The following is a 14,410-nucleotide window of genomic DNA, read 5'->3' as shown; positions in this document are numbered from 1 at the left end:
AATTCCAGACGCCCAATGTCTTTAAATGTGGATGCATTATTGCAATGCGACATTAGCTCAGTTGATAAAACAGAAGGTCGGTACCTTTGTTGATTATCAACTCGGATGATGAAGCAGATAAGTGATGCGACATTAGCTCAGTTGATAAAACAGAAGGTCGGTACCTTTGTTGATTGTCAACTCGGATGATGAAGCAGACAAGTGATGCGACATTAGCTCAGTTGGTAGAGCGGTACCTTGCCAAGGTACAGGTCATCGGTTCGAACCCGATATGTCGCTCCAAATTCCAGACGCCCANTGTCTTTAAATGTGGATGCATTATTGCAATGCGACATTAGCTCAGTTGATAAAACAGAAGGTCGGTACCTTTGTTGATTGTCAATTTAGATGATGAAGCAGATAAGTGATGCGACATTAGCTCAGTTGGTAGAGCGGTACCTTGCCAAGGTACAGGTCATCGGTTCGAACCCGATATGTCGCTCCAATCTTTATTTCCCCCTCAAAATCCTTAAAAAGTGCTTTTCGTGATCTGCCGCAGGTTTCTTGCGTTTTGTCTAATGTAGCGACATTTGTAAGCACTGATTTATGACCTTGTTCAAATATTCCCACCTTTTTTACTTCCATAATGTCTCCATACCGAATTGAATTGTGCCGTTGACGGCAGAAGAATGGAGATAGGCAGATGCGTATTCAACAGTTACGTGAACTCCTTGAATTTATAGCGAAATGTCGTCTTGATATGGCTCAGCTCTATCATAGATTACACACTCAGGCCGACTCATCCAGGGTCAAACTAATGCTAGAATATTTTGAACAGCATCAGAAACATATTGCTGAAACTCTTGAAAACTATATCGATGATGCGCCAAACAAGATCCTCGACACCTGGTACAAAGACATTGTGTTTGAGGACTTCGGCAAGCGTTGCCGCGATACCATGCTGGCGGCCAATATGACAGAAGATGATGTGCTGAATCTGCATCTGGATCTGGAAAACCGCTTGATTGCCTTACTGGAAAAAACTGCCGGTTCGTCGGCTTCGGCCGAGGTGAAAGGGGCATTGGAAGACTTGGTGCGGGTCGAGAAGATCCAGCAGCAACGACTGGTGCACAGTACTATACGTATGGACGATATTTAACTTCTCCCAGACTTGGCGGATCTGCTTGGGTCTGCCGTTAGTTCTGCCCGGCCCAGACCGGGCTTTTTCATTTTTATCAACTTGTTCTGATTCAAGTCATAAATACTCACTGACTTTACTGCTAGTGTGATTATCAATCATCACAGTCTTTATGCTGATTTTTTATCGGTAGCGTCAGCGCCCGAAAGATGCCGACGGCGACCAATAAGGCACAGAGAGCCAGGAGCCAAAACCAGGGAAATACCCAGTTAAAGGGTAATCTCAGCAGTAATACGCAGAGTATTAAAATAAGCAGTGTCAGTAGCATCATTCCTGTGCTTCCTTCCGGCATCCTTTGCCACAGCATAAGTTTAGTGAACGAGTGGTTTTTTTCGAGTTAACAAGTCATCAGTATCTGTCAGTCAGGAGATAGGAGAATCGATATGGCCCAGGATTTGTCAGATATGCCCCGTCAGCTGTATAGCGCCAAGGCCGTGCGCCAGGCCGAGTTGGACTGGGTGGCGGCCGGGCAGGGCAGTCTCTATGAGTTGGTTGAGCGGGCCGGGAAAGCCGCCTTTGAGGCATTGGCTGTCAAGTTGACCCCAGGCAGCCGGGTGCTGGTCATTGCCGGGCAGGGAAACAATGGCGCCGATGCCTTGGTTTGTTTGCGCTGGTTATTGAACTCGGGTTTCAATGCCAGTCTGTTTATCTTTCCCGCCAGTCAGCCCAGCACTGAGTGGGAGCAAGCCTGGAATAAGTTGCAGCAATCCGTGCCGGAGGTGGCTCAGGTATCAGAGGTAACCGCTGCCGAATATGATTGGATAGTGGACGGCTTGTTGGGAACCGGTCTCAAGGGGGATGTCCGGCCGGAAGCCGCCGGCATGATAGCCCAGATAAATACGGCAAGGGCCAAGGTGCTGAGTCTGGATTTGCCTTCCGGTATAGATGCAGATACCGGCGCAGCTCTTGGGGCGGCAGTCGAAGCCGAGCAGACACTCTGCTTTGCGGCCCTTAAGCAAGGGCTGCTGACCGGCAGAGCCAGGCACTGCTGCGGCGAGCTGCATTTTGTTGACTTGGGACTAAGTGATTATCTGCCGCCTTCGGACGTGGTCAGAGTCGGCACTGAGTACCTCAAGGGGCTTTTCGATGCCCGCCCAAGGGACAGTCACAAGGGCAAGTCGGGCAAGGTTACTGTCATAGGCGGCGATTATGGTATGGGAGGGGCCGTCAGGCTGGCGGGTGAAGCCTGTCTCAGGGCCGGTGCCGGTTTGGTGACTGTGGTGAGCCGGCCGGAGCATCAACTTACGGTCAATGCCAACAGGCCGGAACTGATGTTCTGGGGCTGTGAACTGGTGGATATGGAGGTTTATCTGCGCCTTGGCTGGGCACAGGTACTGGTGTTGGGGCCTGGGCTTGGCCGCGCCGACTGGGGATATAATCTGTTCAAGGCGGTCAGTCTTAGCGATAAGCCCTGCGTGCTGGATGCCGATGCACTCAATCTCTTGAGCCAGGAGAAACGCTCCCAGGACAATCGGGTTTTGACACCTCATCCGGGGGAAGCCGCCAGGTTGCTGGCAACGGATATTGCTGATATCGAAGCCGACAGGTTTGCAGCGGTTAGAAAGCTGCAGGCTCAATATGGCGGTGTGGTACTGCTCAAGGGCGCGGGTACTCTCATTTATGATGGTAAACAGCTGTTTGTTGCCCCAGTGGGAAATCCCGGGCTCGCCAGCGGTGGGTGCGGCGACGTGTTATCTGGTATAATCGGCGCGCTGATGGCTCAGGGACTGGACAACACCCGCGCGACTGTGGCAGGGGTGATAGTTCACGGCGGCGCAGCCGACCTTGCTGCCCGTGACGGGGAGAGAGGCATGCTTGCCAGCGATCTTATGCCCTGGATCCGCCATCTGGTAAACACTGACTTGTAAGCTTAACGGGCCAATGTAAGGCGTGGATCCACACTTAAATGACTATCGAACACAGCTTGACTCTGCAATTGGCAGATGAGACTCAAACTGTCGCCTTAGGGCGGCAATTGGCGGCCTTGATTAGTGCGCCGTTGACCATTTATCTGACCGGAGAACTTGGTGCCGGCAAAACGACTTTCAGTCGTGGCTTAATTCAGGCCTTGGGTCATCAAGGTGCAGTTAAGAGTCCGACCTATACACTCGTGGAACCTTATGAGCTTGAAGGAATCGAAGTATATCATTTTGACCTTTATCGACTCAGCGACCCCGAAGAACTGGAGTTTATGGGGATCCGGGATTACTTCAACGAGCGCAGCCTTTGCATTATTGAATGGCCGGAACAGGGGATGGGATGCTTGCCCGCTGCCGATATACATCTGCATATCAAATATGCTAATACTGGTCGTGAAATTTCTCTGCAAGCCGATTCCGACAAGGGTAAGGTGCTATTAAGAAAAATAACAAGCAATGGTAAAGACTAATAACATCTTATTTAAACTGACTTTTTTTATTATCTGTTGGGTAATGGCGGCGCCGACTTGGGCGGCCAATAAACTCGACGGAGTGCGTATTTGGGCGGCGCCCGAGTCGACTCGGGTAGTTTTTGACTTAAGTCAGGCGCCTGACTATAGCTATTTCACGCTGAGCAACCCTGACAGACTTGTGGTGGATCTGAAAAAGAGCACCAATGGCGTCAAGCTGGAAAAAGTTGAAAACAACAGCCCCTTGGTCAAAAAGGTGCGTTTGAGCCAGCCGCCGGAGAAAGGCACACTGCGGCTAGTCATAGATCTCAAACGGGCTGCCAAGGCTAATCTGTTCTCTCTGCCTCCAACCGCACCATACGGCAATCGTTTGGTGGTGGACCTTGATGACAAGAGCACTTCGGCCAAAGCCAGGGTGACCCCGACAGCCACTGAAGCGGTGCGGGATGTGATTATCGCTATCGATGCCGGCCATGGTGGTGATGATCCAGGTTCCATCGGGCCTTCCGGTCTGTACGAGAAGAAGGTGTCATTGGCGATTGCCAAACGAGTGGAAAAGAGAATTAATGCGACTCCCGGACTTAAAGCCGTGATGATCCGTACCGGCGACTATTTTGTTAACCTGAACCGTCGCTCGGAACTGGCGCGTCAGAGTAAGGCCGATTTGCTGATCTCTATCCACGCCGATGCCTTTACTTCACCTCAGCCCAGAGGCGCCTCAGTGTGGGTGCTCTCCATGCGGCGGGCCAATACCGAGATCGGCCGTTGGCTGGAGCAGAAAGAGAAACATTCAGAGCTGCTCGGCGGTGCCGGTGAGATTATTCAAAATACCGATAATGAACAGTATCTGGCGATGACCTTGCTGGATATGTCGATGGATAGATCCATGGCGATGAGTCACACTGTGGCCAGCGATATTCTTTCTGGTTTGGGCAAGGTGACCAAACTGCACAAGCACAAGCCCGAGTCGGCGAGTCTGGCGGTGCTCAAATCGCCGGATATCCCGTCCATTCTGGTGGAAACAGGTTTTATCTCCAACCCTCAAGAAGAGAGGTTGCTCAGTAATGCCAACCATCAGGACAAACTGGCCAAGGCGATTCATAAAGGTGTACTCAAGTATTTTGAAGCCAATCCGCCGGCCGGAACCATGCTGGCCAAGCAGGGCGCTATTAAACACAAGGTTGTTAGAGGCGAATCTCTGTCGGTAATCGCCAATCGTTATGAGGTGTCGGTGGCCGATATCAAGAAAGCCAATAACTTGAAATCGGATGTAGTGCGTATAGGTCAGCAACTGGTTATCCCCAGAGCCTGAGGAAGAGATGGCAATTCAGATATTACCCCCACAACTGGCTAACCAGATTGCGGCGGGCGAAGTGGTAGAGAGGCCGGCCTCCGTCGTTAAGGAGCTGGTGGAAAACAGCCTGGATGCCGGTGCAACCCGGGTCGATATTGAAATCGATAAGGGCGGTGCCAAGCTTATTCGAATTCAGGACAACGGCGCTGGTATCACCAAGGATGAACTGGCACTGGCGCTGTCCCGTCATGCCACTTCCAAGGTGCATACACTGGATGATCTCGAAGCCATTCTCAGCTTTGGTTTTAGAGGTGAGGCGCTGGCCAGTATCAGTTCGGTTTCCCGCCTGACCCTGACATCCCGCACGGCCGAACAATCCGAGGCCTGGCTCGCCTATGCCGAAGGTGCTGATATGGGGGTCAAGATACTGCCTGCGGCCCATCCCGTGGGCACCAGTATTGAAGTGGTGGATCTCTTCTTCAATACTCCGGCGCGCAGACGTTTCCTCAAGAGTGACAAGACAGAGTTCACCCATATTGATGAGTGGCTGAAAAGGATTGCTTTGGCTAGGCCGGAAATTCACCTGACGCTGAAACACAATGGCAAACAGGTGCGCAACTATCGTCCGGCGGACAATGAAGCCCAATATCTGCAAAGGTTGGCTCAGGTCTGTGGTCGTCCGTTTGCCGAGCAAGCGTTGAGGGTGGAATGTCAGCATGACGACATGCGCCTCAGTGGCTACCTGCAGTCACCCTGGCAAGTTGAGCCTTGTGATACTCACTATTTTTATGTCAATGGCCGTTTGGTCAGAGACCGTTTGGTGAACCATGCAGTCAGGCAGGCCTTTGCCGGTTTGGCCGAGTTGGAACAGCCCGGTTATGTGTTGATGCTGGAGCTGGATCCCCATCAGGTAGATGTCAATGTGCACCCTGCTAAGCATGAGGTGCGTTTCCATCAGGCCAGATATGTGCACGATTATATCCTGCAGGCTTTGAGCTCTGCTCTGCAGCAAGCACAGCAACTGCCGGTCGATGACGTTAATCCGCATTTAAGCCAAACAGATTATGCTGCGCCCATTGATGTAGGTTCAGACGCCGCTGCTACAAGCTTCAACCAAGGTGGGATGATAGATGGCAGCCGTGCCGAGCCGCGTTTTCGTGAGCCTGATTCAAGCGGCGGCAGCGCTGGATATCAAAGCCAATATGGCGATAGAGCTCCTTTAAGCGGTAAGGCATCGGGTTCATATTCTGGTGCCGGTCCCCGTCAGGGAGCCGCAGCCCCCTCCAGGTCGGCCATCAGTAGTTATGGCGCCTTGTTGGCGACGCCTGGCGTGGTTAATGAAACCAGTCCTGAAGCAAATGTGGCCGTGATGCCGCCTCTGCTGGATGGCGAGCACTGGGTGTTGGTCGAGAATGAGCAGCTTAAACTGCTAAAGGTGAAAGCTGCTGCCAAGCGATTGAGATATAATGAGATTGTCGCCCGCTTTCCTACCGGATTGACCGGTCAGCCATTGTTGATGCCGGTCGCTGTTGATGCCGATCCGGAATGGCCGGCATTGCTGGAGGAAAGGGAGACTCTGCTGAGACAATTGGGGCTGGATCTCAGTATTCGTCATTCACAGTTGATAATCAAAAAAGTGCCCCCATATCTGAGGGACACGCAGCTGGCTAGCTTGATCCCTGAACTGCTGCAATGGCTCAGGTTCGAGCAGCCCCAGGAAGCGGCCTTGGCCAATTGGCTGGCACAGAGCAGCTTGAGTAGCTTTGTTTCGGCACCATTGATATGGCAGGGGATCTCTGCATTGGACGAGCAAGCTCGGCAAGAAATTTTACAGCTGGCTAAGGTATTGCCTTGGCAGCAATGGTTGGAAGAAGAAGGCAGTGAGTAAGGCGAAACAGCCAAGAGTGCTGACATTGATGGGGCCGACCGCCTCAGGAAAAACAGCGTTGGCGCTGGAACTCGCCGAACATCATAACTGCGAGATCATCTCGGTAGATTCGGCACTTATCTATCGGGGAATGGATATAGGTACCGCCAAACCCAGCGTGGAAGAGTTGGCTCGCGGGCCGCATAGGCTGATAGATATCCGTGATCCCAGCGAAAGCTATTCAGCTGCTGATTTTCGCAGCGATTGTCTGCAGGAAATTGAGCAGATCGTCAATATGGGAAAAACCCCGCTTTTGGTGGGTGGTACCATGTTGTATTTTAAAGCATTATTGCAAGGCTTATCGCCACTTCCCAGTGCCGATGAGGCGATAAGGGTCCAGATACAGCAAGAAGCCGAGCAACTGGGCTGGCAAGTGCTGCATCAGGAATTGGCGCGGATTGACCCGGTTTCGGCCGCACGCATTCACCCCAATGACCCACAACGTCTTGGACGCGCACTGGAGGTGTATCGTATCAGCGGTAAGAGTTTGACCGAATTGACTCAGGCTAAATCGCCTGAGCTTCCCTATGATGTGGTGCAGTTTGCCATTGCGCCACAGGAGCGTAAAACGCTGCATGGGTTGATAGAGACAAGATTTATGCAGATGCTGCAGGCTGGATTCACCGATGAAGTGGCCAAGCTGAAGCAAAGGGGCGATCTACACCTGGATATGCCCTCGATGCGCTGTGTTGGATATCGCCAGTGTTGGCAATATCTGGAGGGTGAATTTGACCATGATACTATGGTCGAAAAAGCCGTCGCTGCTACTAGGCAATTGGCAAAGCGTCAATTAACATGGTTGCGAGGATGGCCGGAGTTGAATTGGCTGGAGAGTGGGGCGCAAGGGAATTTAGTTCAGCTTATGCGTTACTGCCGCTAGCTTAATAGCCCTTGCTGTATAATACTCAAACCGAACAAGAAAGCTTTTTGTTAGTACTATATAAATTAAAAAAAGGAAATAAAAACATGGCTAAGGGGCAATCTTTACAAGACCCATTCCTGAACGCACTACGCCGTGAGCGCGTTCCTGTTTCTATCTACCTGGTCAACGGTATCAAGTTGCAGGGACAGGTGGAATCTTTTGACCAGTTCGTTATCTTGCTGAAAAACACGGTTAGCCAGATGGTATATAAGCATGCCATTTCAACTGTTGTGCCTTCTCGTCCATTTAATGTGAGCAATCATCAGGGCGGTGGTCAGCAGAACTACAACTCGCAGCATGATGATAGCAGCGAACAGTAATAAGTTAAGGAGTTCACTTCTTGTTTGATCGCTATGAGGCGGGAGAAACTGCAGTACTTGTTCATATCGACTTTTCCGATGAAGACAGTCGGGAAGACCTTGTTGAATTGCAACTCTTGGTCGAGTCGGCCGGGGCGCGTTCGGTAGGGGTGATAACAGGAAGCCGCCGGGCGCCTGACCGCAAGTTTTTCTTGGGGACAGGAAAGGCGGAAGAACTGGCAGCTTTGGTAGCTGCAACCGAGGCAAATGTGGTGATTTTCAACCACGCATTGAGTCCTGCACAGGAAAGAAATCTTGAAATTCTGTGCCAATGCCGGGTGTTGGATAGAACCACGCTTATCCTCGATATCTTTGCTCAGCGGGCCCGTACCCATGAGGGCAAGTTGCAGGTGGAGCTAGCGCAGTTGCGCCACATGTCGACTCGCCTGGTGCGGGGCTGGACTCACCTTGAACGCCAAAAGGGCGGGATAGGTTTGCGCGGCCCCGGGGAAACCCAGCTGGAAACTGACCGGCGATTGCTGCGGGGGCGGATTAAGTCCATCAATCGCCGTTTGGAGAAAGTGGACAAACAGCGGGAACAAAGCCGTCGTGCCAGGAAGCGAAGCGACCTGGCTACTGTGTCACTGGTTGGTTATACCAACGCAGGTAAGTCCACATTATTCAATGCGTTGACAACATCTGAGGTGTATGCCGCCGATCAGTTGTTTGCGACCCTGGATCCGACGCTGCGTAAGCTGGAGTTGGACAACGGCGCCGTCTTTTTAGCCGATACTGTGGGGTTTATTCGTCATTTGCCCCATGAACTGGTAGCGGCGTTTAAGGCGACATTACAGGAAACCCGCCAGGCCGATCTCCTGCTGCATGTGGTGGATTGCGCTGACGACAATATGAATGACAACTTTGAGCAGGTGCAAGAAGTACTCAAAGAGATTGAGGCCGATGACATTCCACAGCTTCTGGTCTGTAACAAGATAGATCTGTTGGAAGAGATAGGCCCCAAAATAGATTTCGATCCTGAAGGCCGACCATACAGAGTATGGATCTCGGCGCAGCAAGGGTTGGGACTGGATCTTCTCAAGCAGGCGGTGGATCAGCTGACTGCTGCTACCATAGTTGAGCTTAGCTTGAGAATACCGGCAACAGCCGGGCATTATCTTGGCCAGTTTTATCGACTGGATGCGATACAGCAGAAAGAGTATGACGACCTGGGGAACTGTATCTTGTCTGTTCGTTTACCACAGCCGGACTGGCACCGGCTGGTTAAGCAGAGTCAAGGTGAGTTGGAAACCTTTATCCTCGAACCCGAGATTGATAAAGTAGTTTGTTAATAATCTCGTTTATTCATCCACTTATGGAGAGTTAAATGGCTTGGAACGAGCCCGGTAACAAGGGTAATGATCCTTGGGGAAACAAAGGTGGCAATGACAAAGGGCCACCAGATCTGGACGATGTATTTCGCAATTTGGCCAAACGCTTTGGCGGCAAGGGTAACGGTGGTTCAGGCTTCAGCATGGGGACTCTGGCCATAGTTGCAGGTATTGCCCTGGCGGTATGGGGTTTTTCCGGTTTCTACACTATCAAGGAAGCGGAGCAGGGCGTTGTGCTGCGTTTCGGTGAACATGTCGGCGAAGTTGGTCCTGGCCTACACTGGAAAGCCACCTTTATCGATACGGTTTTACCGGTAGATGTCGCATCGGTGCGCTCTATTCCGGCGTCCGGCAGCATGCTGACAGCCGATGAAAATATGGTCGTGGTCGAGCTTGATGTGCAGTACAAGGTGAAAGATGCCTACCAGTATCTGTTCAGTGCCGTTGATGCTAACTCGAGCCTGCGTGAAGCCACTGACAGTGCGCTGCGTTATGTCATAGGTCATTCAAAGATGAATGATATTTTGACAACCGGGCGTGCCAAGGTACGTGACGACACCCGCGCAGAGATTGAACGTATCATTGCACCTTACAATCTGGGATTGCAGATTGAAGACGTTAACTTCCTGCCGGCCAGACCGCCGGAAGAAGTAAAAGATGCCTTTGATGATGCGATTTCAGCACAGGAAGATGAGCACACCTATATCCGTCAGGCCGAAGCTTATCAGTTGGAAATCGAACCCAAGGCCCGTGGTCAGGTAGAACGTATCAGTCAGGATGCCCGCGCTTATAAAGAGCGTGTTGTTCAGGATGCAGAAGGTGCTGTAGCCAAGTTCAACAAGCTGCTGCCTGAGTATAAGCTGGCCCCTGAGGTGACTCGAGATCGTCTCTATATCGATGCAATGCAGCAGGTATTCAGCGATACCAACAAGGTACTGATAGATGCCAAAAATAACGGCAACCTGATGTATCTGCCGCTGGATAAGCTGATGTCTCAGGACAACAAGCCTAAACCTAAAGCGGAGCAGGAACCCGAGCAGCATGTGGATTCCGTCAGCAGCCAAAGAAACACCAATAACAGCAGCTTCAACGGACGTATGACCCGCGAAGAGCGTATCCGTCAGGGGAGGGAGTAAACCATGAGCAGATTTGTACTCATTATTATTGCCCTGCTGGCGATTGTTGGTGTGTCTTCACTGATGGTAGTCAACGAAGGGGAGCGCGCCATAGTTTCCCGCTTTGGTGAAGTATTGAAAGACAATGTTGACGGTAAGATGGTGCCCCGAGTCTATGGCCCGGGTCTGAATGTCAAGATTCCGTTGATTGACAAAGTCCGTTATATGGATGCCCGTATCCAGACCCTGGATGGTGCAGCCGACCGCTTTGTGACCTCTGAGAAGAAAGACCTGATGGTGGATTCTTATGTCAAATGGCGTATCAAGGACTTTGAAAAATACTATCTGGCAACAGAAGGTGGCAACAAGTCCAAAGCAGAGTCGTTGCTGCAGCGCAAGATCAACAGTGACCTGCGTACCGAGTTCGGTAAACTGACCATCAAACAGATTGTTTCCGGTACCAGCGAAGGCAGCACAAACTTGGCCGAGAGCAGCAGCCGTGATGACTTGATGCGCATCACCCTGGAAAATGCCGCCAAGAGCGCTGAAGGTCTGGGTATTGAAGTGGTCGATGTCAGGGTTAAACAGATCAACCTGCCATCCAACGTCAGCCACAGTATTTTCCAACGGATGCGTGCCGAACGTCAGGCGGTAGCCAAGAAACACAGAGCTGAAGGTAAGGAAGCGGCCGAGAGAATTCGCGCCATGACCGACGCCAACGTGGTGGTGACTCTGGCTAATGCTCGTCGTGAAGCGGAGAACATTCGCGGTGAAGGTGATGCCATTGCCGCCAAGATATACGCCGATGCCTATACCAAGGATCCTGAGTTCTTCAGTTTCCTGCGTAGCCTGGAAGCCTATAAGGCCAGTTTTGCCGGTAAATCAGACATTATGGTGCTGGAGCCGGACAGCGAATTCTTCAAATACATGAAGCAAAAAGGCAAGTAACAGTGTTGCTCGAAAGACCCGGACTGGTTCCGGGTCTTTTTTTATCTTTTTCTTAGCTTGATGTGAAAGTCACAGAATTATTGGTATTAGTGTGTAAAGCAAATATATGTTGTTAATAATCAACTGGTTATAATTCATCTTTAATTGAATTACTCTCGAGATGCTGGTGTTTAGCCGCTTAAATCCGCTGTTTTTTTAACCCGGACAGCTAAAAAACTGTAATCTCCTTAACCAACTTATGTCTTTTGACTATGATCTGCTTCTAATTTTTCGCTATAATGAGCCCCGCCTCAAAATTCGGCTTTTCCCTTTAGTGAGAACTAAGAGGCCTAAAGTCTTGAAAAACAAAAATTCCAACACCCTCTGGGAGATAAGTGGATGAGCAATGCGCCAGTCGATACCGGACGTCGCAGATTCCTGACAGCTGCAACCGCCGTAGTGGGCGGTGCTGGTGCCGTCGCTGTAGCGGTTCCCTTTATAAAGTCATGGAATCCGAGTGCCAAAGCGAAAGCTGCAGGTGCACCGGTAGAAGTAAATATCAGTAAGCTAGAGCCAGGTCAGCTGATCCGTGTGGAATGGCGTGGCAAACCCGTATGGATTGTCCGCCGTACCGAGGAAGTTCTTAACGAGCTCCCAACCCACGATGACAGATTGCGGGATCCTGCTTCTGACGAACTACAGCAGCCTGATTACGCCCAAAATGGCGTACGTTCGATTAAGCCTGAGTACTTTATTGCCGTAGGTATTTGTACTCACCTGGGTTGTTCACCTACTTACCTGCCAGACTCTTTTGCAGAGCAGGTTGAAGGTGTGACTTCAGGTTTCTTCTGTCCATGTCACGGTTCCAAGTTCGATATGGCCGGTCGCGTCTTCCAGGGCGTACCTGCTCCGCTGAACCTGGTGATTCCTCCACATCAATATATTGATGATGGTAACGTGCTCATCGGCGTAGACCAGGGAGCTGCATAATGGTTAAGAATATAATTGACTGGATCGATGCGCGTATCCCTATGACGGCAACTTATAACCGCCATGTTGGTCAGTACGCTACCCCCAAGAATTTTAACTTCTGGTATTTCTTCGGCTCTCTGGCACTTTTGGTTCTGGTAAACCAGCTGTTGACCGGTATCTGGCTGACCATGAACTATGTGCCTACCGCTGAAGGCGCATTTGCTTCTATCGAATACATCATGCGTGATGTCGAGTACGGCTGGTTGCTGCGTTACATGCACTCCACCGGGGCTTCGGCCTTCTTTGTGGTGGTTTACCTGCACATGTTCCGTGGCCTGCTCTACGGCTCTTACCAAAAGCCTCGTGAACTGCTGTGGCTGTTTGGTATGTTGATCTTCCTGGTACTGATGGCCGAAGCCTTTATGGGTTATCTGCTGCCATGGGGCCAGATGTCCTACTGGGGCGCTCAGGTAATTATCTCACTGTTCGGTGCTATTCCGGTTATCGGTGATGACTTGACCCTGTGGATCCGTGGTGACTATGTGATCTCAGGTGCAACCCTGAACCGCTTCTTCGCTCTGCACGTTATTGCGTTGCCTCTGGTACTTGTCGTACTGGTATTCCTGCACCTGATTGCTCTGCATGAAGTGGGTTCCAACAACCCTGACGGTATCGAAATCAAAAAGAATAAAGATGAAAATGGTTGGCCTGTCGATGGCATCCCATTCCATCCTTACTTCACTGTAAAAGATATCATGGGCGTTGCCGGCTTCCTGATTGTCTTCTGTTACGTACTGTTCTTTATGCCTGAAGGTGGTGGTTACTTCCTCGAGAAGCCTAACTTTGAAGCCGCTAACCCAATGAAGACGCCTGAGCATATTGCGCCTGTATGGTACTTCACTCCGTTCTACGCCATTTTGCGGGCCGTACCGGATAAGCTGGGTGGTGTGGTTATGATGGGTCTGGCGATTGCCGTACTCTTTGTGCTGCCATGGCTGGATCGCTGTAAGGTTAAGTCGGTTCGCTACCGTAGCATGATTCACAAGCTGAACATTGCTCAGTTTGCTGTGTCCTTTATCGTCCTGGGTTACCTGGGGGCGGTACCTGCGACACCAACGCTGACCATTGTTGCCCGAATCTTTACTTTCACTTACTTCGGTTTCTTCCTGCTGCTGTTCATCTACAGCAAGAGTGAAAAGACCAAGCCAGTACCAGAAAGGGTGACATTCAAATGAAAAAGTTATTGATTGCTTTGGTTGCCTTTGTGCCTGGTATGGTGTCTGCCGCCAGTGGTCACAATGTGCACCTGGAAGATGCCAATATTGATCTGACAGATAAAGAGTCGCTGCGCCGTGGTGTAGAGCTGTTTCAAGACAACTGTGCCGGTTGTCACAGCACTCAGTATCAGCGCTATCAGCGTGTTGCTGAAGATCTGGATATCCCTGTCGACGAGATGCGCAAGCTGATCCACACAGATGCCAAGATCGGCGAACTGATGGAAAACTCGATTGAAACCAAAGATGCGGCCAAGTGGTTCGGTGCCGCGCCACCGGATCTGACTCTGGTAGCCCGTGTCCGTGGTGAAGATTGGGTATATTCCTATCTTAAAGGGTTCTACAAAGACCCAAGTCGTCCTTTCGGCGTGAACAACACAGTGTTCCCGTCAGTCGGTATGCCGCATGTGCTGGAAGGCCTGCAAGGTATGCCGGTTAAGCAGGAAGATGGCAGCATCACCGTCAGCGGTGGCAGCCTGTCTGCGGAAGAGTACGATCAGGTGGTTCGCGACCTTACCGGTTTTCTGGTTTACTCGGCTGAACCGGTTAAATTGGAGCGCGAAAACCTGGGTAAGTGGGTACTCGGCTTTCTGTTTATATTCTTCGTGATCGCATACCTGCTCAAGAAAGAATATTGGAAGGATGTACACTAACCCTTAGAAAGGGGTAGAATATATTATCCGCATAATGTAAACGGGGGGCATTGCCCCTCGTTTACATTTGTTT

Annotated in this window: 14 protein-coding genes and 2 tRNA genes; 15 read left to right on the top strand and 1 reads right to left on the bottom strand. The window is 50.9% G+C overall.

Annotation, left to right across the window (positions count from 1 at the left end; all coding sequences use genetic code 11):
• The first annotated feature begins 206 nt into the window (after window positions 1–206).
• The 3 genes from ACMHXH_RS01750 (at window position 207) to ACMHXH_RS01740 (ending at window position 1,138) form a co-directional block, all read left to right on the top strand.
• A tRNA-Gly gene (locus ACMHXH_RS01750) sits at window positions 207–282 on the top strand.
• Window positions 283–408: 126 nt separating this feature from the next.
• A tRNA-Gly gene (locus tag ACMHXH_RS01745) sits at window positions 409–484 on the top strand.
• A 198-nt stretch (window positions 485–682) separates the two neighbouring features.
• Entirely contained in the window at window positions 683–1,138 is a 456-nt protein-coding gene (locus ACMHXH_RS01740; RefSeq protein WP_039035507.1) for a hypothetical protein, read from the top strand.
• A gap of 133 nt (window positions 1,139–1,271) precedes the next feature.
• On the opposite strand, the gene ACMHXH_RS01735 is transcribed toward ACMHXH_RS01740, so the two are convergent.
• The gene (locus ACMHXH_RS01735; RefSeq protein WP_160289583.1) at window positions 1,272–1,448 is read right to left on the bottom strand and encodes a hypothetical protein; all 177 of its coding nucleotides are present in this window, start codon (window positions 1,446–1,448) and stop codon (window positions 1,272–1,274) included.
• 112 nt (window positions 1,449–1,560) lie between these two features.
• Here ACMHXH_RS01735 and ACMHXH_RS01730 point away from each other — a divergent pair, with 112 nt between their 5' ends.
• From ACMHXH_RS01730 to ACMHXH_RS01675, 12 genes are all read left to right on the top strand, one after another.
• Complete coding sequence (locus tag ACMHXH_RS01730; RefSeq protein WP_039035508.1) at window positions 1,561–3,045, top strand: bifunctional ADP-dependent NAD(P)H-hydrate dehydratase/NAD(P)H-hydrate epimerase; 1,485 nt, start codon at window positions 1,561–1,563, stop codon at window positions 3,043–3,045.
• A 38-nt stretch (window positions 3,046–3,083) separates the two neighbouring features.
• Window positions 3,084–3,566 (top strand): tRNA (adenosine(37)-N6)-threonylcarbamoyltransferase complex ATPase subunit type 1 TsaE, encoded by a 483-nt coding sequence (tsaE, locus tag ACMHXH_RS01725; RefSeq protein ID WP_039035509.1) that lies wholly within the window; start codon window positions 3,084–3,086, stop codon window positions 3,564–3,566.
• Window positions 3,553–4,878: an N-acetylmuramoyl-L-alanine amidase gene (locus ACMHXH_RS01720; RefSeq protein ID WP_319618970.1), complete on the top strand. Its 1,326-nt coding sequence runs from the start codon at window positions 3,553–3,555 to the stop codon at window positions 4,876–4,878. The genes tsaE and ACMHXH_RS01720 overlap by 14 nt, the downstream gene beginning before the upstream one ends.
• Window positions 4,879–4,885: 7 nt before the next feature.
• Complete coding sequence (gene mutL / locus ACMHXH_RS01715) at window positions 4,886–6,748, top strand: DNA mismatch repair endonuclease MutL (RefSeq protein WP_335912357.1); 1,863 nt, start codon at window positions 4,886–4,888, stop codon at window positions 6,746–6,748.
• Window positions 6,741–7,667: a tRNA (adenosine(37)-N6)-dimethylallyltransferase MiaA gene (gene miaA, locus ACMHXH_RS01710; RefSeq protein WP_083399818.1), complete on the top strand. Its 927-nt coding sequence runs from the start codon at window positions 6,741–6,743 to the stop codon at window positions 7,665–7,667. Before mutL ends, miaA begins: the two co-directional genes overlap by 8 nt.
• 86 nt (window positions 7,668–7,753) lie before the next feature.
• A complete protein-coding gene (hfq, locus tag ACMHXH_RS01705; RefSeq protein WP_039035513.1) occupies window positions 7,754–8,029 on the top strand; it encodes an RNA chaperone Hfq in 276 nt (91 codons plus the stop codon).
• A gap of 20 nt (window positions 8,030–8,049) precedes the next feature.
• The gene (gene hflX / locus ACMHXH_RS01700) at window positions 8,050–9,357 is read left to right on the top strand and encodes a ribosome rescue GTPase HflX (RefSeq protein ID WP_039035514.1); all 1,308 of its coding nucleotides are present in this window, start codon (window positions 8,050–8,052) and stop codon (window positions 9,355–9,357) included.
• 35 nt (window positions 9,358–9,392) lie between these two features.
• The gene (hflK, locus tag ACMHXH_RS01695) at window positions 9,393–10,532 is read left to right on the top strand and encodes an FtsH protease activity modulator HflK (RefSeq protein ID WP_039035515.1); all 1,140 of its coding nucleotides are present in this window, start codon (window positions 9,393–9,395) and stop codon (window positions 10,530–10,532) included.
• A 3-nt stretch (window positions 10,533–10,535) separates the two neighbouring features.
• A complete protein-coding gene (gene hflC, locus ACMHXH_RS01690; RefSeq protein WP_039035516.1) occupies window positions 10,536–11,459 on the top strand; it encodes a protease modulator HflC in 924 nt (307 codons plus the stop codon).
• Window positions 11,460–11,837: 378 nt separating this feature from the next.
• Window positions 11,838–12,428, top strand: coding sequence for a ubiquinol-cytochrome c reductase iron-sulfur subunit (gene petA, locus ACMHXH_RS01685; protein WP_039035517.1), 591 nt, complete (start codon window positions 11,838–11,840; stop codon window positions 12,426–12,428).
• Window positions 12,428–13,645 carry a cytochrome b gene (locus ACMHXH_RS01680; protein WP_025011323.1) on the top strand — a complete coding sequence of 406 codons (1,218 nt, stop codon included), beginning with the start codon at window positions 12,428–12,430 and terminating at the stop codon, window positions 13,643–13,645. The genes petA and ACMHXH_RS01680 overlap by 1 nt, the downstream gene beginning before the upstream one ends.
• Window positions 13,642–14,337, top strand: a complete 696-nt coding sequence (locus tag ACMHXH_RS01675; RefSeq protein ID WP_039035518.1) for a cytochrome c1 — start codon at window positions 13,642–13,644, stop codon at window positions 14,335–14,337. The genes ACMHXH_RS01680 and ACMHXH_RS01675 overlap by 4 nt, the downstream gene beginning before the upstream one ends.
• Window positions 14,338–14,410 lie beyond the last annotated feature (73 nt).

Source organism: Shewanella sp. BJSY2023SW001 (genome assembly GCF_047314685.1).
GTDB classification, from domain to species: domain Bacteria; phylum Pseudomonadota; class Gammaproteobacteria; order Enterobacterales; family Shewanellaceae; genus Shewanella; species Shewanella indica.
This window is presented reverse-complemented; position numbering and strand designations above follow the sequence as displayed.

What these genes read in the sequence shown, in the direction of transcription:
- ACMHXH_RS01740 (WP_039035507.1), top strand. Translation starts at nt 683, where the DNA reads ATGCGTATTCAACAGTTACGTGAACTCCTTGAATTTATAGCGAAATGT.
- ACMHXH_RS01735 (WP_160289583.1), bottom strand. Translation starts at nt 1,448, where the DNA reads ATGATGCTACTGACACTGCTTATTTTAATACTCTGCGTATTACTGCTG.
- ACMHXH_RS01730 (WP_039035508.1), top strand. Translation starts at nt 1,561, where the DNA reads ATGGCCCAGGATTTGTCAGATATGCCCCGTCAGCTGTATAGCGCCAAG.
- tsaE (WP_039035509.1), top strand. Translation starts at nt 3,084, where the DNA reads ATGACTATCGAACACAGCTTGACTCTGCAATTGGCAGATGAGACTCAA.
- ACMHXH_RS01720 (WP_319618970.1), top strand. Translation starts at nt 3,553, where the DNA reads ATGGTAAAGACTAATAACATCTTATTTAAACTGACTTTTTTTATTATC.
- mutL (WP_335912357.1), top strand. Translation starts at nt 4,886, where the DNA reads ATGGCAATTCAGATATTACCCCCACAACTGGCTAACCAGATTGCGGCG.
- hfq (WP_039035513.1), top strand. Translation starts at nt 7,754, where the DNA reads ATGGCTAAGGGGCAATCTTTACAAGACCCATTCCTGAACGCACTACGC.
- hflK (WP_039035515.1), top strand. Translation starts at nt 9,393, where the DNA reads ATGGCTTGGAACGAGCCCGGTAACAAGGGTAATGATCCTTGGGGAAAC.
- hflC (WP_039035516.1), top strand. Translation starts at nt 10,536, where the DNA reads ATGAGCAGATTTGTACTCATTATTATTGCCCTGCTGGCGATTGTTGGT.
- petA (WP_039035517.1), top strand. Translation starts at nt 11,838, where the DNA reads ATGAGCAATGCGCCAGTCGATACCGGACGTCGCAGATTCCTGACAGCT.
- ACMHXH_RS01680 (WP_025011323.1), top strand. Translation starts at nt 12,428, where the DNA reads ATGGTTAAGAATATAATTGACTGGATCGATGCGCGTATCCCTATGACG.
- ACMHXH_RS01675 (WP_039035518.1), top strand. Translation starts at nt 13,642, where the DNA reads ATGAAAAAGTTATTGATTGCTTTGGTTGCCTTTGTGCCTGGTATGGTG.